The organism is Bradyrhizobium sp. HKCCYLRH2060, assembly GCF_051168135.1.
Taxonomy (GTDB): Bacteria; Pseudomonadota; Alphaproteobacteria; order Rhizobiales; family Xanthobacteraceae; genus Bradyrhizobium.
On the sequence record NZ_JBNPUK010000012.1, the window covers coordinates 131,945 to 152,543 of the forward strand.

General features: G+C 67.4%; 16 protein-coding genes. 15 read left to right on the forward strand and 1 reads right to left on the reverse strand.

The features are described 5' to 3' along the window. Nucleotides 1-3: 3 nt before the first annotated feature. The 9 genes from ftsL (at nucleotide 4) to ACQR10_RS22930 (ending at nucleotide 11,171) form a co-directional block, all read left to right on the forward strand. Nucleotides 4-396 (forward strand): cell division protein FtsL, encoded by a 393-nt coding sequence (ftsL, locus tag ACQR10_RS22890; RefSeq protein WP_315713444.1) that lies wholly within the window; start codon nucleotides 4-6, stop codon nucleotides 394-396. Beyond that, nucleotides 393-2,141 (forward strand): peptidoglycan D,D-transpeptidase FtsI family protein, encoded by a 1,749-nt coding sequence (locus ACQR10_RS22895; RefSeq protein WP_315802110.1) that lies wholly within the window; start codon nucleotides 393-395, stop codon nucleotides 2,139-2,141. Before ftsL ends, ACQR10_RS22895 begins: the two co-directional genes overlap by 4 nt. 71 nt (nucleotides 2,142-2,212) lie before the next feature. Next, nucleotides 2,213-3,673 carry a UDP-N-acetylmuramoyl-L-alanyl-D-glutamate--2,6-diaminopimelate ligase gene (locus ACQR10_RS22900; protein WP_434848479.1) on the forward strand — a complete coding sequence of 487 codons (1,461 nt, stop codon included), beginning with the start codon at nucleotides 2,213-2,215 and terminating at the stop codon, nucleotides 3,671-3,673. After that, a complete protein-coding gene (locus ACQR10_RS22905; RefSeq protein ID WP_434848480.1) occupies nucleotides 3,670-5,046 on the forward strand; it encodes a UDP-N-acetylmuramoyl-tripeptide--D-alanyl-D-alanine ligase in 1,377 nt (458 codons plus the stop codon). The genes ACQR10_RS22900 and ACQR10_RS22905 overlap by 4 nt, the downstream gene beginning before the upstream one ends. 186 nt (nucleotides 5,047-5,232) lie before the next feature. Then, nucleotides 5,233-6,339, forward strand: coding sequence for a phospho-N-acetylmuramoyl-pentapeptide-transferase (gene mraY, locus ACQR10_RS22910; protein ID WP_315802113.1), 1,107 nt, complete (start codon nucleotides 5,233-5,235; stop codon nucleotides 6,337-6,339). Nucleotide 6,340: 1 nt separating this feature from the next. Then, nucleotides 6,341-7,741 (forward strand): UDP-N-acetylmuramoyl-L-alanine--D-glutamate ligase, encoded by a 1,401-nt coding sequence (gene murD, locus ACQR10_RS22915; protein WP_434893995.1) that lies wholly within the window; start codon nucleotides 6,341-6,343, stop codon nucleotides 7,739-7,741. Between the two features lie 243 nt (nucleotides 7,742-7,984). Next, nucleotides 7,985-9,136: a putative lipid II flippase FtsW gene (gene ftsW / locus ACQR10_RS22920; protein WP_315802115.1), complete on the forward strand. Its 1,152-nt coding sequence runs from the start codon at nucleotides 7,985-7,987 to the stop codon at nucleotides 9,134-9,136. 47 nt (nucleotides 9,137-9,183) lie between these two features. Further along, nucleotides 9,184-10,287 carry an undecaprenyldiphospho-muramoylpentapeptide beta-N-acetylglucosaminyltransferase gene (gene murG, locus ACQR10_RS22925; protein WP_434845778.1) on the forward strand — a complete coding sequence of 368 codons (1,104 nt, stop codon included), beginning with the start codon at nucleotides 9,184-9,186 and terminating at the stop codon, nucleotides 10,285-10,287. Between the two features lie 26 nt (nucleotides 10,288-10,313). After that, nucleotides 10,314-11,171: a helix-turn-helix domain-containing protein gene (locus ACQR10_RS22930; RefSeq protein WP_434912077.1), complete on the forward strand. Its 858-nt coding sequence runs from the start codon at nucleotides 10,314-10,316 to the stop codon at nucleotides 11,169-11,171. 5 nt (nucleotides 11,172-11,176) lie between these two features. On the opposite strand, the gene ACQR10_RS22935 is transcribed toward ACQR10_RS22930, so the two are convergent. Next, a complete protein-coding gene (locus ACQR10_RS22935) occupies nucleotides 11,177-11,914 on the reverse strand; it encodes a carbonic anhydrase (protein ID WP_315802175.1) in 738 nt (245 codons plus the stop codon). A 360-nt stretch (nucleotides 11,915-12,274) separates the two neighbouring features. Between ACQR10_RS22935 and murC the strand changes: the two genes are divergently transcribed. The 6 genes from murC to ftsZ all read left to right on the forward strand — a co-directional run bounded on the left by murC (nucleotide 12,275) and on the right by ftsZ (nucleotide 20,474). Continuing rightward, on the forward strand, nucleotides 12,275-13,678 hold the full coding sequence (gene murC / locus ACQR10_RS22940) for a UDP-N-acetylmuramate--L-alanine ligase (RefSeq protein ID WP_434912078.1): 1,404 nt from the start codon (nucleotides 12,275-12,277) through the stop codon (nucleotides 13,676-13,678). Between the two features lie 214 nt (nucleotides 13,679-13,892). After that, entirely contained in the window at nucleotides 13,893-14,816 is a 924-nt protein-coding gene (murB, locus tag ACQR10_RS22945) for a UDP-N-acetylmuramate dehydrogenase (RefSeq protein WP_316181719.1), read from the forward strand. Between the two features lie 70 nt (nucleotides 14,817-14,886). Beyond that, entirely contained in the window at nucleotides 14,887-15,888 is a 1,002-nt protein-coding gene (locus tag ACQR10_RS22950) for a D-alanine--D-alanine ligase family protein (RefSeq protein WP_434912079.1), read from the forward strand. Between the two features lie 297 nt (nucleotides 15,889-16,185). Then, the gene (locus ACQR10_RS22955; protein WP_315802121.1) at nucleotides 16,186-17,232 is read left to right on the forward strand and encodes a cell division protein FtsQ/DivIB; all 1,047 of its coding nucleotides are present in this window, start codon (nucleotides 16,186-16,188) and stop codon (nucleotides 17,230-17,232) included. After that, the gene (gene ftsA, locus ACQR10_RS22960) at nucleotides 17,229-18,548 is read left to right on the forward strand and encodes a cell division protein FtsA (RefSeq protein WP_008964399.1); all 1,320 of its coding nucleotides are present in this window, start codon (nucleotides 17,229-17,231) and stop codon (nucleotides 18,546-18,548) included. Before ACQR10_RS22955 ends, ftsA begins: the two co-directional genes overlap by 4 nt. A 90-nt stretch (nucleotides 18,549-18,638) precedes the next feature. Continuing rightward, complete coding sequence (ftsZ, locus tag ACQR10_RS22965; RefSeq protein ID WP_315802122.1) at nucleotides 18,639-20,474, forward strand: cell division protein FtsZ; 1,836 nt, start codon at nucleotides 18,639-18,641, stop codon at nucleotides 20,472-20,474. Nucleotides 20,475-20,599: the final 125 nt, after the last annotated feature.

A 20,599-nucleotide genomic window follows, 5' to 3' on the forward strand; every position in this document is an offset into this window, starting at 1 on the left:
CCGATGCGCCTCCTGCACCTCGTCGTGATTTGCTCGCTGATCTTCGCGGCGGCCTATGTCTATCGCATCAAGATGGACTCCACGGCACGGGTCGAGCGCGTGCTGCAATTGCGCGCCGAGATCCGCGAGCAGCGCGAGGCCATCGCAGTGTTGCGCGCGGAATGGGCCAAGCTCGACGCGCCGCTGCGGCTGCAAGGGCTGGTCGAGCGGCATCTGCCGCTGAAGCCGCTCAACGCCACGCAATACGACAGCCTGAAGAATCTGCCGGAGCGGCCCCCGCGATTTGCGCGACCGGACAATCCGGATCCGATCGGATCGATGATCGATGCGATCGACGCGATCAACGAAGAGCCCCCCGTGACCGGGTCAGTGCGTCGCCCGGAGGATCAGCAATGACCGATCAGCTTCGGCCCGACGTCAAGCCGCAGGAACCCTGGCGGCAACGTCTGGTGCGCACGCTGCTGTATGGGCGCGATGTCGATCGGACTGCCAAGGCGCGCGCGCGCGTCGGCCTCGCGATCATTGCCTTTGCCGCCGTCTACGCGGTGATCGGCGGCCGCCTCGTGATGTTCGCGATCGGCTCGGATGGTCCGAGCGCGCGGCGCGCCGCGCAGCAGGACGCCATCGCCACCGCGCGCCCCGATATCGTCGACCGCAACGGCGCCGTTCTCGCCACCGACGTGAAGACGCCGAGCCTGTTCGCCGAGCCGCGTCGCCTCATCGACAAGGACGAGGCGATCGAGCTACTGACGGCGACCTTGCCGGATCTCGATACGGGCGAGGTCCGCGACCGACTGATGTCGCGCAAGGGCTTCGTCTGGTTGAAGCGCGAGATGACGCCGAAGCAGCAGCAGGACATTCATCGCCTCGGCCTGCCGGGCATCGGCTTCCTGCGCGAGAACAAGCGTGTCTATCCGACCGGCAACGAGGTGGCGCATCTGATCGGCCTGGTGAACATCGACAACCAGGGCATCGCCGGCATGGAGAAGTGGCTCGATAATCAGGGCCTCGCCGACCTGCATCGCGCCGGCTTCGCCACCGACCGACTGCAGCGGCCGGTTGAACTGTCGGTCGACCTACGCGTCGAGCATGCGCTGCGCGACGAACTGCTCAAGGCCAAGGAGAAGTTCAAGACCAAGGCGGCCTCCGGTCTCGTCGTCAATGTCAGGACCGGCGAGATCATCGCCATGGTGTCGCTGCCGGATTTCGATCCCAACAACCCGAAGGAAGCGCACGATCCAGACCGGATCAACCGCCTGACCACGGGCGTGTACGAGATGGGCTCGACCTTCAAGGCGTTCACCCTCGCGATGGCGCTCGACACTGGCAAGTATGATCTCAACTCGCTGTGGGATGCACGCGGGCCGCTGCACTACGGCAAATTCGCCATTCACGACGACGAGCCGAAGGGCCGCTTCCTTACCATGAAGGAGGTGTTCACCTTCTCCTCCAACGTCGGCGCCGCCAGGATCGCTTTGACTCAGGGCGTCGAGGGCCACAAGGCATTCCTGCGCAAGATGGGCCAGTTCGACCGGTTGCGCACCGAGTTGCCGGAGAGTGCCTCGCCGATCCTGCCCAAGCGCTGGAGCGAATTGAACACGATCACGATCGCGTTTGGTCACGGCATGGCGGTGGCGCCGCTGCAGGGCGTGATGGGCGTCAGCGCGCTGGTCAATGGCGGCTATCTGATCCCGCCGACCTTCATGAAGCGCACCGAGGCGGAGGCGATGCAGGTCGCCAAGCGCGTGATCAAGCCGGAGACCTCCGAAAAGATGCGCTATCTGATGCGTCTGAACGCCGAGATCGGCACCGCGCGCAAGGCTGACGTGAAGGGCTACTACATCGGCGGCAAGACCGGCACCGCCGAGAAGGTGATCAACGGCCGCTACGCCAAGAAGAAGGTGCTGACCCTCTTCACCGCAGTGATCCCGGCGGACAAGCCAAAATACCAGCTGCTGATCATGCTGGACGAGCCGCAGCCGTTGAAGGAAACCTATGGCTTCATCACCTCGGGCTGGAACGCGGTGCCGACCGCCGGCAACGTGATCTCCCGGATCGGGCCGCTGCTGGGAATCGAGCCCCGGTTCGACCTGCCGCCGTCCGACCGCCAAATTCTTGCGGCATCGCGGCTGACACAGTAAGCCGTCGTCGAATCGCAGGCTTTGGAGCTGCCGCCATCCCCGGGCGGGGCCAGGACTGGCACGGAACCAGGATGAAACTTCACGACCTCCTGGGCGATCAGGCGACGCTCGACGCTCCCATCGCCGCAGTCGAGATATCCGGCCTCGCCGTCGACAGCCGCGCCGTGCGGCCCGGCGACCTGTTTTTTGCACTCTCCGGCACCAAGACCGATGGTTCCCGCTTCATCGCGGCGGCGATCGCGGCCGGCGCGGTTGCCGTAGCCGGTGGGGCGGGTCCTGGAACAGAGCTGGCCGTTCCATTCATCGCGCTGCCGAACCCGCGGCGGGCGCTCGCGCTGGCTGCGTCGCGGTTCTATCCGCGCCAGCCGGCAACGATTGCCGCCGTCACCGGCACCAGCGGCAAGACGTCGGTCGCCGCCTTCACGCGGCAGATCTGGCAGAAGCTCGGCCGCAGCTCGGCCAGCATCGGGACCGTCGGGCTGGTGTCGGACAAGCGCACCGTCTACGGCTCGCTGACGACGCCCGATCCGATCGCGCTGCATCGGCAGATCGACGAGATCACGCAGGACGGCGTCACCCATCTGGCGTTCGAGGCCTCGTCGCACGGGCTCGATCAGTTCAGGCTCGACGGTGTCAGGGTCTCGGCCGGCGGGTTCACGAACCTGTCGCGCGACCACATGGACTATCATCCGGATATCACGCACTACCTCAACGCCAAGCTCAGGCTGTTCCGCGATCTCGTTCCGCCGGGCGGGCCTGCGGTGATCTCGGCCGATCATGAGTGCTCGCCGGAGGTCATCGCTGCGGCGCAGACGCGCGGTCTTCGCCTGATGACGGTGGGGACCCATGGCGATGGCGCGGGCGAGGGCATCCGTCTCGTGGCCGCTGCAATCGACGGCTTTGCGCAGCAGCTCCAGATCCAGCATTGCGGCCGCATGCATGCGGTCCGGCTGCCGCTGGTCGGCGCGTTTCAGATCGAGAATGCGCTGGTCGCAGCGGGCCTTGCGATCGGCACCGGCAGCGATCCGCAGGCCGTGTTCGAAGCGCTCGAGCAGCTCGAGGGCGCCAAGGGCCGGCTTGAGCTGGTCGGCGAGCACAATGGTGCGCCCATCTTCATCGACTACGCGCACAAGCCGGACGCGCTCGCCAAGGCGCTGCATGCACTGCGGCCCTATGCCGCCCGAAAACTCGTCGTCGTGTTCGGCGCCGGCGGCGACCGTGACACCGGCAAGCGTCCCTTGATGGGCGCGATCGCCGCCGAAGAGGCCGACAGCGTCATCATCACCGATGACAATCCGCGCAGCGAGGATCCGGCTGCGATCCGCGCCGCGATCCTGGCGGCCGTACCCGGGGCGCGCGAGATCGGCGACCGGGCGGAGGCGATCCGGGTCGCCATCGGCGAGCTGCAGCTCGGCGATGCGCTCGTGATCGCCGGCAAGGGCCATGAGACCGGACAGATCATCGGCAGCAATATTCTGCATTTCAGCGATCATGAAGCGGTCGCGGACGCGTTGGCATCGAGGACATCATGACGAAGGCGCTGTGGACCGTGGCAGAGGCGGCGCGCGCGCTCGGCCTCACCGGCGACTATCCGGAGACTCGAATCGACTTCGTCACGCAGGACAGCCGCGCGGTGAAGCCCGGCAGCCTGTTCGTGGCGCTGAGCGGCACGCCGAGTGGCGGCTTCGTGTCGAGCTTTGCCTCCAGCCGCGATGGCTGGGAGTTTGCGGCGAACGCCGAAGCGGCTGGCGCGGTGGCGATGATCGTGCCGCACAGGATCGATGGCGTCACCGTGCCGCAGCTCGTGGTGCCGGACACGCTGATCGATGGGCTGTGGGCGCTGGCGCGCGCCGCGCGGGCGCGCTTCCACGGCCCGGTGATCGGGTTGACCGGCAGCGCCGGCAAGACCTCGACCAAGGAGTTCATCGCCGCCTATCCCGGCGCGTCCGCGAGTCCGTCCAGCTTCAACAATTTCTGGGGCGTGCCGCTGACGCTGTGCAACGCCGATCCCTCCGCTTCGGTCTGGGTCGTCGAGATGGGCATGAACCAGACAGGCGAGATCGCGCGGTTGACGGAGCTGTCGCAGCCGACGGTGGCGCTGGTCGTCAACGTCCAGCCGGTGCATCTGGAGAAGCTCGGCAGCCTGGAAGCGATCAGGAAAGAGAAGGTCTCGATCGCGCGCGGTCTGCCAGCCGATGGCGTCCTCGTGCTTCCCTCAGATCTCGCGGCGCCGGAATGGACGGGCAAACTGATCCGCTTCGGCGGCGATGCGGAGGTGCGCGAGCTCTCGCACAACTCGCGCGGCGAAGCCTGGGATGTGATCGCCGATGTCGCCGGTCGTCGCGTCGCATTCGCGCTGACGCCCGGTGCGCCGCATCGCCTGCACAATGCGCTGGCGGCGCTGGCCTCGATCGCAGCGGCCGGGCTCGATCCGGCGCTGCTCGCGCCGACGCTCGGCCATGTCGGCATCATGACGGGCCGTGGCGTCGAGCAGACCGTCGGCGACATCGTTCTCATCGACGACAGCTTCAACGGCAATCCGGCCAGCATGGCGGCAGCGCTCGACAGTCTGCAGGCGCGACCGGTGCGGGGGCGGCGCATCGCCGTGATTGGCGACATGCTCGAGCTCGGCGCCGAGGCGCCGGCCTATCATCAGGGGATGGTGGCTCATCTCGCCGGGGTCGATGGCGTCTATTGCGTCGGTCCGCTGATGCGTCACCTGTTCGACAGCCTGCCGCACGCAAAGCGGCTCGGCTGGCACGAGGATCCGGTGACGCTGGATCCCGGCCGGGTCGCGGCGCTGCTGGCGCCGGGCGACGTCGTCGTCATCAAGGGCAGCAAGAAGATCTTCTGGGTCAACAAGTTCGTGTCGAAGCTCGCCGCGGCGCTGCAGCGGCCCGCTTGAAAATCGGGCGATATCGCGGCGCGGCAGAACGATATTTTCCACTGGCGGTCGAAGCGATCGTGCCGGACGGGTCTTTCCGCCGGCCTATGATTCGCACCCGGCCCCGATCATGGTTAAAAGAGGCTGGACCGGATTCGCGAGCGAATCCGTGTTCGCGGTCTCGGTGAGGCGGCATAGGCGGGTTGGATGTTCTACTGGTTGATCGAGCTGACGAATACGTTTCCGAGCCTGTCCGTGTTTCGCGGATTGCTGAACGTGTTCCGCTACATCACGTTCCGTACGGGCGGCGCGGTCGTCACCGGGGCGCTGTTCGTGTTCCTGTTCGGGCCGTGGATCATCGATCATCTGCGCCTGCGCCAGGGCAAGGGCCAGCCGATCCGCACCGACGGCCCGCAATCGCACATCATCAGCAAGAAGGGCACGCCCACGATGGGCGGCCTGATGATCCTGTCGGGCCTCGTCGTCTCCACCGTGCTGTGGGCCAATCCGCTCAACCCCTACGTCTGGATCGTGCTCGCGGTGACGCTCGGCTTCGGCTTCGTCGGCTTCTATGACGACTATCTGAAGGTGACCAAACAGTCGCATTCCGGCTTTGCCGGCAGACTGCGTCTGCTGATCGAGGCTGCGATCGCGCTGGTCGCCTGTTATGCGCTGGTGCGGCTCGGGCGCGATCCGTCCGCGACCGGGCTTGCCATTCCGTTCTTCAAGGAACTCGTCATCAAGTTCGGCTGGCTCTACGTCATCTTCGGCGCGTTCGTCATCGTCGGCGCCGGCAATGCCGTCAACCTGACCGATGGACTCGACGGCCTGGCCATTGTCCCGGTGATGATCGCCTCCGCCAGCTTCGGTCTGATCGCCTATCTCGCCGGCAACGCGGTGTTTTCCGATTACCTGCAGATCCATTATGTCGCGGGCACTGGCGAGCTTGCCGTGCTGTGCGGCGCGGTGCTCGGCGCGGGCCTCGGCTTCCTCTGGTTCAACGCCCCGCCGGCGTCGATCTTCATGGGTGACACCGGCTCGCTGGCCCTCGGCGGCATGCTCGGATCGATCGCGGTCGCGGTGAAGCACGAGATCGTGCTGGCGGTCATCGGCGGCCTGTTCGTGCTGGAGGCCGTGTCGGTGATCGTGCAGGTGGCCTCGTTCAAGCTGACCGGCAAGCGCATCTTCAAGATGGCGCCGATCCACCATCATTTCGAGCAGCTCGGCTGGACCGAGCCGCAGATCGTGATCCGGTTCTGGATCATCTCGGTGATGCTGGCCCTGGTCGGTCTCTCGACCTTGAAGCTGCGCTGACATGATCCCCGTTACCTCATTTGCCGGCAAGACCGTCGCCGTCTTCGGGCTCGGCGGCTCGGGGCTGGCCTCCTGTCATGCTCTGCGGGCCGGCGGGGCCGAAGTGATCGCGGCCGACGACGGCGCCGATCGGATGACGGAAGCGGCGAAGGCAGGCTTCATCACCGCCGATCTGCGCACCGTCTCCTGGGCGAACTTCGCCGCGCTGGTGCTGGCGCCCGGCGTGCCGCTGACCCATCCGGTCCCGCATTGGAGCGTGTTGAAGGCGCGCGAGGCCGGGGTCGAGGTGATCGGCGACATCGAGCTGTTCTGCCGCGAGCGCAGGCGGCACGCGCCGGATGCGCCATTCGTCGCGATCACCGGTACCAATGGCAAGTCGACCACGACGGCGCTGATCGCGCATCTGATGCGCGTCGCCGGCTACGATACCCAGATGGGCGGCAATATCGGCACCGCGATCCTGTCGCTGGAGCCGCCGCGGATGGGCCGCGTCCACGTGATCGAGATGTCGTCCTACCAGATCGATCTGACGCCGTCGCTCGATCCGAGCGTCGGCATCCTGCTCAATGTCAGCGAGGACCATATCGACCGCCACGGCACGATCGAGAACTATGCGGCGGTGAAGGAGCGGCTGGTGGCGGGTGTCCAGTCCAAAGGCACTGCGATCGTCGGTGTCGACGACGGTTTTTCGCGGGCGATCGCCGATCGGCTCGACCGGGGCGGCAAGCGCGTCGTGCGCATCTCGGTGAAGAACCCGCTGGCGGATGGGCTGTACGTCGAGCACGAGACGATCGTGCGCAGCGCGGGTGGCGCGCGCAGCGAGGTCGCACGTCTCGGTGGCATCGGCTCGCTGCGCGGTCAACACAACGCCCAGAACGCCGCCTGCGCCGCCGCTGCCGCGCTCGCGATCGGGGTCAGGGAGGATGTGCTGCAGCAGGGGCTGCGCAGCTTCCCAGGTCTGGCGCACCGCATGGAGCAGGTCGGCCGCCGCGGCAACGTGCTGTTCGTGAACGACTCCAAGGGCACCAACGCAGATGCGACCGCGCATGCGCTGTCGTCCTTTGCCGACATCTTCTGGATCGCCGGGGGCAAGCCCAAGGCGGGCGGCATCACCAGCCTCGCCGGCTTCTTCCCGCGCATTCGCAAGGCCTATCTGATCGGCGAGGCGGCTTCCGAGTTCGCCGGAACGCTTGGCGACAAGGTGCCGCACGAGATGTCCGGCACGCTGGAGGTCGCGGTCGCGCAGGCTGCCGCCGATGCGGAGGCCTCGGGATTAAAGGATGCCGTCGTGCTGCTGTCGCCGGCCTGCGCTTCCTTCGATCAGTTCCGCAACTTCGAAATCCGCGGCACGCATTTCCGCGACCTGGTGCAGGCGCTGCCGGGTGTGGAGCGGGTTGTCTAGGCCGCAAACACCGCTGTCGTCCCGGCGAACGCCGGGACCCATACCCGCAGGGAGCAGCTTGAGGCACGCCGGCCATTGGCTCTTTGCCCATCACGACGGCTACGGCGTATGGGTCCCGGATCGGCGCCGCGACGCGCTGGCGCGCGCCACGGCTTGTCCGGGACAACAGTTGAGAGGCCCTTAACCCTTCGATAACCATCCTGGGCGCCAATGGGCCGATGTCTCGGCTCAGGTGGACGCCCGATGCTCTCCCGTGAAGAACGCAATCCGCTGTCCGACTGGTGGTGGACGGTCGACAAGCCGCTGCTCGGCTCCATCCTCGCGCTGATGCTGTGCGGGGTGATCCTGTCGCTCGCGGCCAGCCCGCCGGTGGCGACCCGGATCGGGCTCGATCCGTTCCACTTCTTCAACCGACACGTCCTGTTCCTGTTGCCGTCGTTCATCGTGCTGATCGGCGTGTCCTTCCTGTCGCCGCGCCAGATCCGGCGCAGCGCGCTGGTGGTGTTCACGATCGCCATCGTGCTGATCGTGCTGACGCTCGCGATCGGCCCGGAGGTGAAGGGCTCGCGGCGCTGGATCACGCTGATCGGCGTCAACATCCAGGCGTCCGAGGCGGCGAAGCCGGCCTTCGTCGTCGTTTCCGCCTGGTTGTTCTCGGAATCCGCGCGGCGGCCCGACATGCCGGCGACCACCATGGCGCTGGTGCTGCTGCTGATGCTGGTGTCGCTGTTGGTGATGGAGCCGGATTTCGGCCAGACCATGCTGATCCTGATGGTCTGGGGCTCGCTGTTCTTCATCGCCGGCATGCGCATGATCTGGGTCGCGGGTCTCGCGGGCGCCGCCGCCGCCGGCCTGTTCGGCGCCTATCTCCTGGTCCCGCACGTCGCCGGCCGCATCAAGCGCTTCATGAACCCGGCCTCGGGCGACACCTTCCAGGTCGACACCGCGATGGAGGCGTTCTCGAACGGCGGCTGGTTCGGCCTTGGGCCGGGCGAGGGCATCGCCAAGCGCAGCCTGCCGGACAGTCACACCGATTTCGTGTTCGCGGTCGCCGCCGAGGAGTTCGGCATCATCCTGTGCCTGGCGCTGGTCGCGCTGTTTGCGTTCATCGTGATCCGCACGCTGTCGCGCGCCTATGCGACCGAGGACAGCTTCGCGCGCTTCGCAGCGTCGGGCCTCGCGATCCTGTTCGGCATCCAGGCGGCCATCAACATCTCCGTCAACCTGCAGCTGATCCCGGCCAAGGGCATGACCTTGCCCTTCATCTCCTACGGCGGTTCCTCGATCGTGTCGCTCGCCTATGGCGTCGGCATGATGCTGGCGCTGACCCGGCAGCGGCCGCGGATGGAGGTCGAGGCAGGCGACGCAGCCGGCGCGGTGCGCAATTACGCTTGAGGTCGCCTTGCTCGCAATGACGACACATTGCCTGTAAACAAGCCCGCATGACCTCAACCGCGCCTCTCATTCTGCTCGCGGCCGGCGGCACCGGCGGCCATCTGTTTCCTGCTGAAGCGCTCGGCGTCGAGCTGATCAGGCGCGGCTATCGCGTCCGTCTCGTCACCGATGCGCGCGCGCTGCGCTACAGTGGCCTGTTCACCAAGGACATGATCGACGTGGTGCCGAGCGAGACGGTGCGCAGCCGCTCGCCGGTCGCACTCGCGCGGACCGCGCTGCTGCTCGGCACCGGCACCATCGCGGCCTTCAACCTGATGCGGCGGCTCAAGCCCGCGGCCGTGATCGGCTTCGGCGGCTATCCGACCGTGCCGCCGCTGCTGGCGGCACGCCTCGCCGGCGTGCCCAGCCTGATCCACGACGCCAATGCCGTGCTCGGCCGCGCCAACCGCTTCCTGTCCGCGCATGTGAAGGCGATCGCGACCTCGTTGCCGGGTGTGCTCGACCGCGATCCCGCGCTGTCGGCCAAGACGACCACGGTCGGCACCCCGATGCGACCTGCCATCCTCGAAGCCGCGGGCGTGCCCTATGTCCCGCCGGAGACCGCCGGGCCGCTGCGGCTGCTCGTGGTCGGCGGCAGCCAGGGCGCGCGCATCATGAGCGACATCGTGCCCGGCGCGATCGAGCGGCTGGAGCCGGCGCTCTGGGGCCGGCTGATGCTGACCCAGCAGGTGCGCCAGGAGGACATGGCGCGGGTGCGCGCGGTCTACGACCGGCTGAAGATCAACGCCGAGCTGCAGCCGTTCTTCACCGACCTGCCGGCGCGGCTCGCCGCCAATCATCTCGTGATCTCGCGCTCAGGCGCCGGTACCGTGGCCGAGCTCGCCGCGATCGGCCGGCCCTCGATCCTGGTGCCGCTGCCCGGCGCCATCGACCAGGACCAGTTCGCCAATGCCGGCGTGCTGTCGGATGCTAGCGCCGCGATCCGGATCGTGCAGACCGAATTCACCTCCGACAGGCTGGCCTCCGAGATCTCGGCGCTCGCCGCCGAGCCCGCGCGCCTCGCCGCCATGGCGCAGGCCGCGCGCGCGGCCGGCCGGCTCGATGCCGCGGAACGTCTGGCCGATCTCGTGATCAGGACGGCGGCGCTCTAGTCGCGCGAGCGCACGGTGATCCCAAGATGAACCGGAGCTCCGACGATGGCGGCATCCTGCCCGACGATCATCCGATGCGCTTGCGGCGGCATCCGTCCTTCGTGCCTGTGCTCGTGGAATTCTGCGACCGGCTGATTGCGCCGCTGCGCGGCCAGCGCCTGATGATCAAGCTGTTCGGTCAGCGCGCTCCGACGGAAATCGCTGCGCATATCGTGATGATGCATATGTCGGCGCGCAAGCCGGTCGAGCGACCGACACTGACGCGTCTGCAGATGCGGCTGCCGGGTCCGCGGCAGACGGCGGCGTTCGTCGCGGTGTTGCGCGGTCTGTCGCTGGTGACCGTCGAGCGAGATCCCGAGGACGCTCGTATCCGCTATCTGGTGCCTGGCCCCGTCATCCTCGAGGGACTGCGAGGCTGGCTTGCCATGCACCTGGATTGCCACGCGCGGTTGACGCAGTCCGATGGACTGAGCCTTCGTCTGCAGGACGACGCCGCGTTATTTGCGGAGACGATCCGGCAATGTGCGGGCTGGCTCTGCCGCGACAACCGGCCGCTGACGGGCTTTCCCGATCTCGCCTGGACCGACGAGCACGACAGCGGCATCCATCTGGCCCTGACGCTCGTCGCCCGGTCCGCGGTTGGGCGCGAGGCCATCGCGATTTCGACGGCGGAGCTTGCGACCTCGCTCGGCGTCTCGCGCTCCCATATCCGCAATCTGCTGGCGACCATGGAGGGCCGTGGTCTGCTGCGCTTCGGCGACGGGCGCCGGCATCTGACGCTGACGCCGGGTTTCGTGGCTTCCGTGGAAGCTTGGTTCTGCCACCAGGTGTGCTGGCTCGCGGCCGCAGCCGCACGTGCGGATCGCGTGCTGCGGCCGGCTTGAGGGCGTCAGATCATCGTGACCCGGCCGGTGCCGATGTCATAGATGCCGCCCACGATCTTCACCTTGCCCTCGGCGACCATGCGGCCGACGATCGGCTTGGCAGTCGAGAGGCGCCGGACATTGTTGCGGACGTTCTCCGCGGTGGCTTCGGCCAGCAGATCCTGCGGCTTCTTCGCGATCGCTGCCTCGACGCCGGGTTTGAGCGCATTGATCAATGCGGGCAGGTGGCCTGGCAGTTTGGTGCCGTCCTTGAGCACCTTGATCGTCGCATCGATGGCGCCGCAGCCGCTGTGACCGAGCACCAGCACGAGAGGCGTGCCGAGGAACTTGACGCCGTATTCGAGGCTGGCGAGGCCGTCGTCATTGACGAAATTGCCGGCGACGCGGACCACGAACAGCTCACCGGGCGCCTGATCGAACACCAGCTCGGGCGCGACCCGGGAATCTGCGCAGCTCACGATCGCGGCGATCGGGTATTGGGCCGCGGCGCGCGCCGCCCGGCCGGCCGAAAAATCCTTGTTGTCGAGATTGCCGGCGACGTAGCGCGCATTGCCATCGACGATGCGTTTCATCGCGTCATCCGGAGAGATGGCGTTGGGCGGCATTGCGCTGTCGTTCGCCTGCTTGGCTTCCTTGGCAAACGCCGGAAGTGCGCCGACCGCCGCGGCAGCCAGCACTGCGCCGCCGCCGAGCAGCCGGCGGCGGGACAATACGGGAGGGTGCGTTTCACACAGCGAGCACATCGGCGAGGGTTCTCCATCAAAGATTGAAATATGCGTGCCCGGCACGCCGGCCGCACGGCTACTCATGCCACGCGAACTGACGCAGTGAGCGCGCAAAAATTGCAGGTATCCCGTTGGGAGGGGGCGGCATGTGATCGCGCTTAATAATTCGTGAAGGGAGGGATCGAGCGGGAACTCCTGGCCGATCGCCGCCGGCCGGGCTGCCAAAATCGGCTAAAACCGGGCGAACGCCTGCGAATTTGGCACTTCTTACTGCCCGGGCGGACTTGTCCAGGTCGGCCATGTCTTGCAAGAAGGGCTGATGATTCGCGGCCGCTCCCTCCGGTGGGGACGCCCGGAACCCTTGAGACGAGACGCCCCATGAGACTGCCGCGCGAGATCGGACCCATCCACTTCGTCGGGATCGGCGGCATCGGCATGAGCGGCATCGCCGAGGTGCTGTGCAATCTCGGCTACACGGTGCAGGGCTCCGACGCCTCCGACAACGCCAACGTCGCGCGCCTGCGCGAGAAGGGCATTACCGTCAGCGTCGGCCACAAGGCCGAGAACGTCGCGGGCGCCGATGTCGTCGTCGTCTCCACCGCGATCAAGCGCGACAATCCGGAGCTGATGGCGGCGCGCGCCCAGCGCATCCCGGTGGTGCGCCGTGCCGAGATGCTGGCCGAGTTGATGCGGCTGAAGAGCTGCGTCGCGATCGCCGGCACCCACGGCAAGACCACGACGACCTCGATGGTCGCGGCGCTGCTCGATGCCGGCGGGCTGGATCCAACCGTCATCAATGGCGGCATCATCAACGCGTACGGCACGAACGCGCGGCTCGGGGCGGGCGAGTGGATGGTGGTGGAGGCCGACGAGAGCGACGGCACCTTCCTGAAGCTGCCGGCGGATGTCGCGATCGTCACCAATGTCGATCCCGAGCATCTCGATCACTTCAAGACCTTCGAGGCCGTGCAGGACGCGTTCCGCGCCTTCGTCGAGAACGTGCCGTTCTACGGCTTCGCGGTGATGTGCATCGATCATCCGGTGGTGCAGGCGCTGGTCGGCAAGATCGAGGACCGCCGCATCATCACCTATGGCGTGAACCCGCAGGCCGATGTCCGGCTCGTCGACCTCGCGCCGATGGGCGGCGGCTCGTCGTTCAAGGTCGTGTTCCGCGACCGCAAGAGCGGTGAGACGCACGAGATTGCCGACATCGCGCTGCCGATGCCAGGCCGGCACAATGCCTCGAACGCAACGGCGGCCATTGCGGTCGCGCGCGAGCTCGGCCTGTCCGACGAGGCCATCCGCAAGGCGATTGCCGGCTTCGGCGGCGTCAAGCGCCGCTTCACCCGCACCGGCGACTGGAACGGCGTCACCGTGATCGACGACTACGGGCATCACCCCGTCGAGATCGCCGCCGTGCTGAAGGCGGCGCGCGAATCCACCAACGGCAAGGTCGTCGCCGTGGTGCAGCCGCATCGCTACACCCGGCTGCAGTCGCTGTTCGAGGAGTTCTGCACCTGCTTCAACGACGCGGACGCGGTCGTCGTCGCCGACGTCTATCCGGCGGGTGAGGCGCCGATCGAGGGCATCGATCGCGACCACTTCGTCCTGGGCCTGCGCGCCCACGGCCATCGCGACGTGGTGCCGCTGCCGAAGGCCGCCGATCTCGCTCGTATCGTCAAGGACCTCGCCAAGCCCGGTGACCTCGTCGTGTGCCTCGGCGCCGGCAACATCACGCAATGGGCCTACGCGCTGCCCGGCGAGTTGAAGGCACTGGGGTGAGGGCGGTGTTGAACCAGCCGTTCACCGAGAAAGTCAGGCCACTCGACGTAGCCTCTCCGTTCCCTCCCCCCTTGTGGGGGAGGGGCAGGGAGGGGGGTGAGCCGCAGACTCCGGAGTGCGTGGTCCCCCCCTCCCTAGCCCTCCCCCACAAGGGGGGAGGGAACGGAGCGTGCTACGTCGCAACGACGTCGGCCCAAACGAGGCAGGCCGCCGCATGACCTTTCCCGACATCACCCCCGATCTCAAAACGGCCATGCCGGAGCTGCGCGGACGGCTGCTCGCCAATGAGACGCTCGCGCCGCTCACCTGGTTTCGTGTCGGCGGACCGGCGCAGGTGCTGTTCACGCCGGCGGATGCCGACGACCTCGCCTATTTCCTAAAGCACCTCCCAACGGATATCCCGCTCTACGTCATCGGCGTCGGCTCCAACCTGATCGTGCGTGATGGTGGCGTCCCCGGTGTCGTGATCCGGCTGGCGCCGCGCGCGTTCGGCGAGGTCAAGGCGGAAGGCGACATCGTCACGGCCGGCACCGCCGCGCTCGACAAGCGCGTCGCGGAGGTCGCCGCGTCGGCCAACCTCGCGGGCCTGGAATTCCTGTTCGGCATTCCCGGCACCATCGGCGGGGCGCTGCGGATGAATGCCGGCGCCAATGGCGGCGAGACCAAAGACATTCTCATTGAAGCGATCGCTGTCGACCGAAACGGCGAGACGCACCGCTTCAACAATGCCGAGATGAAGTTCACCTATCGCGCGAGCGGCGTCGATCCGGCGCTGATCTTCACGGCCGCGCGCTTCCGCGGCACGCCCTCGGCGCCGGAGGCGATCCGGGCGCGCATGGCGGAGGTGCAGGCGCATCGCGAGACGGCGCAGCCGATCCGCGAGAAGACGGGCGGCTCGACCTTCAAGAATCCGCCGGGACATTCCGCCTGGAAGCTGGTCGATGCCGCCGGCTGTCGTGGACTCAGGGTCGGCGGCGCCCAGGTCTCGGAAATGCACTGCAACTTCCTGATCAACCTCGGCAACGCCACCGCCGACGACATCGAGACGCTCGGCGAGACCGTCCGCGAGCGGGTCAAGGCGGGCTCGGGGATCGAGCTGCAGTGGGAGATCAAGCGGATTGGAATCAAGGCGAGCTGATCGAGCCGCCTGCTCACGTGACGTCAGCGCAATCGCGACCGCGATTGTGAGATCAATCGAGAAGACATTGATGCGCACCACGATTTTGTTCGGCGGCTCCAACAAGGAGCGCCTCGTCTCGGTCGCGAGCGCGAAAGCCCTGCACGCCGCGTTGCCCGAGGCTGAGCTGTGGTTCTGGGACGTCGATGACACCGTGCATCAGGCCAGCGGCCAAGCGCTGGCCGCGCATGCCAAGCCGTTCGAGGAGCCGTTCACCGCCGATGGCGCCAGGATCGGCACGCTCAGCGAGGCGATCGATCGCGCCGGGGCCGAAGATCGGGTCCTGGTGCTCAGCCTGCATGGCGGCCGGGCGGAAAATGGCGAGCTTCAACTGATGTGCGAGCTTCGTGGCGTGCCGTTCACCGGCTCGAGCTCGGCGGCCTCGCACCTCGCCTTCGACAAGGTTGCCGCCAAGCGCTTCGCCGTGCTCGGCGGTGTCACGGCGGCCGAGGGTGTCGCGCTGGATGATGCCGAGGCTGCGCTCGCGCGCTACGGCCGGCTGATCGCGAAGCCCGTGAAGGATGGCTCGAGCTTCGGCCTCATCTTCGTCAACGCCAGCCAGGACCTCGTCGCCGTCAAGGCAGCGGCCGCGACCGAGGAGTATCTGATCGAGCCGTTCGTCATCGGGACCGAGGCGACCTGCGGCGTGCTCGAGCAGGCCGACGGCTCGCTGATCGCGCTGCCGCCGATCGAGATCCTCCCCGCCGACGGTGCCTTCGACTATTTCGCGAAGTACCTCGCGGCGGCGACGAAGGAAATCTGTCCGGGCCGCTTCAGTCCGGAGATCACTGCGGCGCTCCAGGCTGAGGCGATCAAGGCGCATCGCGCGCTGTCCTGCGGCGGCTACTCGCGCACCGACTTCATCGTCGCGGCCAACGGTCCGGTTTATCTGGAGACCAATACCCTGCCGGGCCTGACGGCCGCCTCGCTCTACCCGAAGGCTCTGGCGGCCCAGGGCATCGCCATTGTCGATTTCCTCAATCAGCAGATCGCCCTGGCCGAGAGGCGTACACGCCGATCCGGCGTGCGGTAGGCGCACCGGAGGAACCCGGCCCGGCGTCCCCCGGTGGTTCCTGTAACCCGTAAAATGCTTAAGAATTCCGGGCAAGGTCCTCATAAATCGGAGAAAAAATTCGTCTCCTCGGACCGATTTTACTTTTTGTTTACCAGGACGTCCGAAGGTTAACGCTGGCGCCTCAGTGGTGCTCGGCTGCCAGGTCGGGCCGTCGTGACGAACCGCGTCGCGATGGTCGGAAGGGATCCGGTCGGCCGGGACCGTGGGCGTGGGTCCGCGAGTATCTGCGGGCGCAACAGTTGATGAGCTCGTGCAATGGATGGTGCAGGACGCCTCGCTCGATCGCAGAGGCCTCAAGCTGACCTGAAAGCCGCTGCCCTTGGCGCGGCAATCCTGCTGCGCGAGTATGTCTCGGCCCGCCTTCCGCGTGTTCGCTTTGCGCGAGGCACGAAGCAAGGCAGGCGATCCATCCGACGAGACCTTGCGCCGGCGCAGGCCGCGCTCGCGCCGATGGTTGAGCGCGAGGCGCCGCCGCGCGTGGTCGAACTCGTCGAGCGCTATCTGCCGCGCCGGCTCGGCACCGTGGCGACGGTGGTCCTCTTGTTCGGCAGTGTCTGGCTCGGCATCGTCAAGGGCGGCCATGCGCAGGACGTCAGCGTGGCGTTGTCCGACACCCGCAACGCGCTCGCCAATGCGGCCGGGTTCCGCATCACGGCTGTCGCGATCAACGGCCGGAAGCAGCTTACCCAGGACGAGATCCTCGCGGTCGGCGGCGTTACCGGCCGCTCCTCGTTGCTGTTCCTGGATGCCGCCGCAGTGCGTGACAGGCTCAAAGCCAACCCCTGGATCGCCGACGCCACGGTGCAGAAGTTCTTTCCGAACCAGCTGCAGATCGACGTCGTCGAGCGCAAGGCGTTCGCGCTCTGGCAGCAGGACGGTCGCCTCTCGGTCATCGCCGAGGACGGCGCCGTGCTCGAGCAATATGTCTCGCGCCGCTTCCTGACGCTGCCGCTCGTGGTCGGCAAGGGAGCCGAGAGCCGCGCGCGCGATTTCCTGGCGCTGCTCGCCCGCTACCCGCAGGTGCGCGCGGTCACCAAGGCCGCCGTGTTCGTCGGCGAGCGGCGCTGGAACCTGCGGACCAAGGACGGCCTCGACATTCGCCTGCCCGAACATGATGTCGGCAACGCGCTCGCGACCCTGACCCAGCTCGATCAGGACGACAAGCTGTTCTCGCGCGACATCGTCGCCATCGACCTGCGGCTGCCGGACCGGCTGACGGTGCAGCTCTCCGAGGATGCGGGCAAGGCGCGCGACGAGCTGTTCAAGGACAAGAAGTCCAAGAAGAAGGCCGGTGACGCATGACCGGCTTCGATCGCCAGACTCCCAAGACGCGCCCGATGGGCCAGAAGCGCACCGCGCTCGTGGCCTCGCTCGACGTCGGCACCAGCAAGATCGCCTGCATGATCGCGCGGCTGAAGCCGGCGCCGCCGAGCGACGCGCTGCGCGGCCGCACCCACGCCGTCGAGCTGATCGGCTACAGCCAGATCCAGTCGCGCGGCGTCAAGGCCGGCGCCGTCGTCGATCCCGTCGAATGCGAGCAGGCGGTGCGGCAGGCGGTCGCGCTGGCCGAGCGCATGGCGAAGGTGCGGGTCGAATCCGTGCTGCTGCCGGTCGCAGGCGGCCGCGTCATGGGCCACCTGATCGAGGCCACCTCGGACATTCGCGGCGGCGCCGTCACCCAGGCCGATGTCAGTCGCGTCACCTCGACCGGCATGCACCACGCCACCGGCGACGGGCGCGCGGTGCTGCATGCCTTGCCCGTCGGCTACACGCTCGACGGCGTAAAGGGCATCCGCGATCCCCGCGGCATGCTGGCGCGGCAGTTCGGCGTCGACATGAATGTCGTCACGACCGACGCCACCGTGGCCAAGAACCTGATGCTCGTGGTCGAGCGCTGCCACCTCAACGTCGAGGCGATGGCGGCAAGCCCGTATGTTGCCGGGTTGTCGGTGCTGACCGACGACGAGGCCGATCTCGGCGCCGCCGTGGTCGAGATGGGGGCGGGCACCACGACGATCGCGATCTATTCCGGCGGCCGCTTCGTCCATGCCTCCGGTTTTGCGCTCGGCGGGCATCACGTGACCATGGATCTTGCGCGCGGACTATCAGCGTGCATTGCAGATGCCGAGCGAATCAAGACGTTATATGGCACGGTGCTGACTGGCGGGTCCGACGCGCGTGAGTTGATGTCTGTTCCGACGGCCGGTGACAACGAGCGGGATGTTCCGCAGATCGTGTCCCGCGCCACCATCGCGAACATCGTCAGGCACCGCGCAGAGGAGATTTTTGAAATGGTCCGCGACCGGCTGAAGGATTCGCCCTTTGCGGCAGAACCCAAGGCGCGCGTCGTCCTCAGCGGAGGCGCCTCCCAGCTGACGGGGCTGGTCGAGCTTGCGACCCGGATCCTCGACCGCCCGGTGCGCGTCGGCCGCCCGCTCGGCTTCGGTCGTCTCCCCAACGAGGCCAAGAACGCCGCCTTCGCGGTGCCGACGGGGCTGCTGGTCTATCCGCAATACGCGCACCTCGAACACGTCGAACCGCGGCATACGCGGCAGGTCGGGACAGGAACCGACGGCTACTTCGGAAAGGTCGGACGATGGCTACGCGAGGGCTTCTGATGACCGGTTTCCACCCCATGCGATTTTCAACAACACCAACCGCGGCCGGCGGCCGGGGCGAACCCACCCGCGCGTGATCGAGAGGCAATCATGGCACTCACTATTACACCTCCTGATATCCACGAGCTGAAGCCCCGGATCACCGTGTTCGGTGTCGGCGGCGCGGGCGGCAATGCCGTCAACAACATGATCACGGCCGGCCTGCAGGGGGTCGACTTCGTCGTCGCCAATACCGACGCGCAGGCGCTGACCATGTCCAAGGCGCAGCGCATCATTCAGATGGGCACGCAGGTGACCCAGGGCCTCGGCGCCGGCTCGCAGCCGGACGTTGGAGCTGCCGCCGCGCAGGAGGTGATCGACGAGATCCGCGATCATCTCTCGGGCGCCAACATGGTGTTCGTGACCGCCGGCATGGGTGGCGGAACCGGCACCGGTGCAGCCCCGGTCATTGCCAAGACCGCGCGCGAGATGAACATCCTCACGGTGGGCGTCGTCACCAAGCCGTTCCACTTCGAAGGCGCGCGCCGCATGCGCACCGCGGAGTCCGGCATCTCCGAGCTGCACAAGGTCGTCGACACCTTGCTGATCATCCCGAACCAGAACCTGTTCCGGGTCGCCAACGAGAAGACCACCTTCGCCGACGCCTTCGCGATGGCCGACCAGGTGCTGTATTCCGGCGTCGCCTGCATCACCGACCTGATGGTGAAGGAAGGCCTGATCAACCTCGACTTCGCCGACGTCCGCGCCGTCATGCGCGAGATGGGCAAGGCGATGATGGGCACCGGTGAAGCCTCCGGCGACAAGCGCGCGCTGACCGCCGCCGAAGCGGCCATCGCCAACCCGCTGATCGACGATTCCTCGATGAAGGGCGCGCGCGGCCTGTTGATCTCGATCACCGGCGGCAAGGATCTCACGCTGTTCGAGGTCGACGAAGCTGCGACCCGCATCCGCGAGGAGGTCGACCAGGACGCCAACATCATCGTCGGCGCCACCTTCGACGAATCGCTCGACGGGCTGATCCGGGTCTCGGTGGTCGCCACCGGCATCGAGCAGGCGCAGTTCAACCGCGGCGTCACGACGACTGCACAGCCGGCGGCGGCTGTCGCTCCGATTGCCGCCGCCCCGACCGCTGCCGCGGGTCTCCCTGAAAGCCGCCTCGCCGATCTGACTGCGCGCCTGCGCGCCGACAATCAGCGCCTGGCTGAACGCGCCGCCAAGCTCGAGCAGCAGGCGTCGCAGGCTCCGGCCGTCGCCGCGCCCGCGCCGATGGCGCCTGCGCCGCGTCCGGCTCCCAACCTCGAGCGCGACACGCTGGCCGCCGTCGCGGCCGCGATGGCCAGCGAGCCCGCGCCCGCATCTGCGCCGGTCCAGCCCGCCTCCTATGGCGATGTGACGGTGCGCCCGATCGCGCAGAAGCCGTCCCTGTTCCCGGAACCGGAGGCGCAGCGCGCGGCCCCGATCGAGCCGGCGGCCCCGCCGGAGACGTTCATCCCGCAGGCCGCGGAGCGGGTTCCGTCGCGCGCGCCGCGCATGCCGAAGTTCGAGGACCTGCCGATGCCGGCCCAGGCCGAGATCCGGCAGGCGCGCGGCGACGAGGGCGATGAGCATCCGCAGAAGACCCGGATGTCGCTGCTGCAGCGTCTCGCCAATGTCGGTCTCGGCCGCCGCGACGAGGATGCCGAGCCGCCGCTGCCGGTGCGGACCGCGGGTCCTGCCATGCCGCAGATGCCGCCGCTGCCGGAACGGAAGCCGCAGCGGAACGTTGCTCAGCAGGTTGCGAGCCACGAATCGCCTGTCTCGGAATATGCCCGCCGTCCCGCACCCCAGGGTCTGGACGTCCATGGCCGTCCCGCGCCTGTGTCCCCGGCGCCACAGGGAGACGACCATTTGGATATCCCGGCCTTCCTGCGCCGGCAGGCCACCTGAGAATTGTTACAGCCCTGATGGTGCTGAACAGGCCCGGCTCGCGAGAGCCGGGCCTTTTCCATGGCTGTCCGGGGCTCGTTGATCGCCGTTCAACTAACTGATTTTAAATGATTAATTATTCTTTC

Bases quoted from the DNA above. Each gene is read 5' to 3' on its own strand.
- ftsL (WP_315713444.1), top strand. From the start codon at position 4: ATGCGCCTCCTGCACCTCGTCGTGATTTGCTCGCTGATCTTCGCGGCG.
- ACQR10_RS22895 (WP_315802110.1), top strand. From the start codon at position 393: ATGACCGATCAGCTTCGGCCCGACGTCAAGCCGCAGGAACCCTGGCGG.
- ACQR10_RS22900 (WP_434848479.1), top strand. From the start codon at position 2,213: ATGAAACTTCACGACCTCCTGGGCGATCAGGCGACGCTCGACGCTCCC.
- ACQR10_RS22905 (WP_434848480.1), top strand. From the start codon at position 3,670: ATGACGAAGGCGCTGTGGACCGTGGCAGAGGCGGCGCGCGCGCTCGGC.
- mraY (WP_315802113.1), top strand. From the start codon at position 5,233: ATGTTCTACTGGTTGATCGAGCTGACGAATACGTTTCCGAGCCTGTCC.
- murD (WP_434893995.1), top strand. From the start codon at position 6,341: ATGATCCCCGTTACCTCATTTGCCGGCAAGACCGTCGCCGTCTTCGGG.
- ftsW (WP_315802115.1), top strand. From the start codon at position 7,985: ATGCTCTCCCGTGAAGAACGCAATCCGCTGTCCGACTGGTGGTGGACG.
- murG (WP_434845778.1), top strand. From the start codon at position 9,184: ATGACCTCAACCGCGCCTCTCATTCTGCTCGCGGCCGGCGGCACCGGC.
- ACQR10_RS22930 (WP_434912077.1), top strand. From the start codon at position 10,314: ATGAACCGGAGCTCCGACGATGGCGGCATCCTGCCCGACGATCATCCG.
- ACQR10_RS22935 (WP_315802175.1), bottom strand. From the start codon at position 11,914: ATGTGCTCGCTGTGTGAAACGCACCCTCCCGTATTGTCCCGCCGCCGG.
- murC (WP_434912078.1), top strand. From the start codon at position 12,275: ATGAGACTGCCGCGCGAGATCGGACCCATCCACTTCGTCGGGATCGGC.
- murB (WP_316181719.1), top strand. From the start codon at position 13,893: ATGACCTTTCCCGACATCACCCCCGATCTCAAAACGGCCATGCCGGAG.
- ACQR10_RS22950 (WP_434912079.1), top strand. From the start codon at position 14,887: ATGCGCACCACGATTTTGTTCGGCGGCTCCAACAAGGAGCGCCTCGTC.
- ACQR10_RS22955 (WP_315802121.1), top strand. From the start codon at position 16,186: ATGGATGGTGCAGGACGCCTCGCTCGATCGCAGAGGCCTCAAGCTGAC.
- ftsA (WP_008964399.1), top strand. From the start codon at position 17,229: ATGACCGGCTTCGATCGCCAGACTCCCAAGACGCGCCCGATGGGCCAG.
- ftsZ (WP_315802122.1), top strand. From the start codon at position 18,639: ATGGCACTCACTATTACACCTCCTGATATCCACGAGCTGAAGCCCCGG.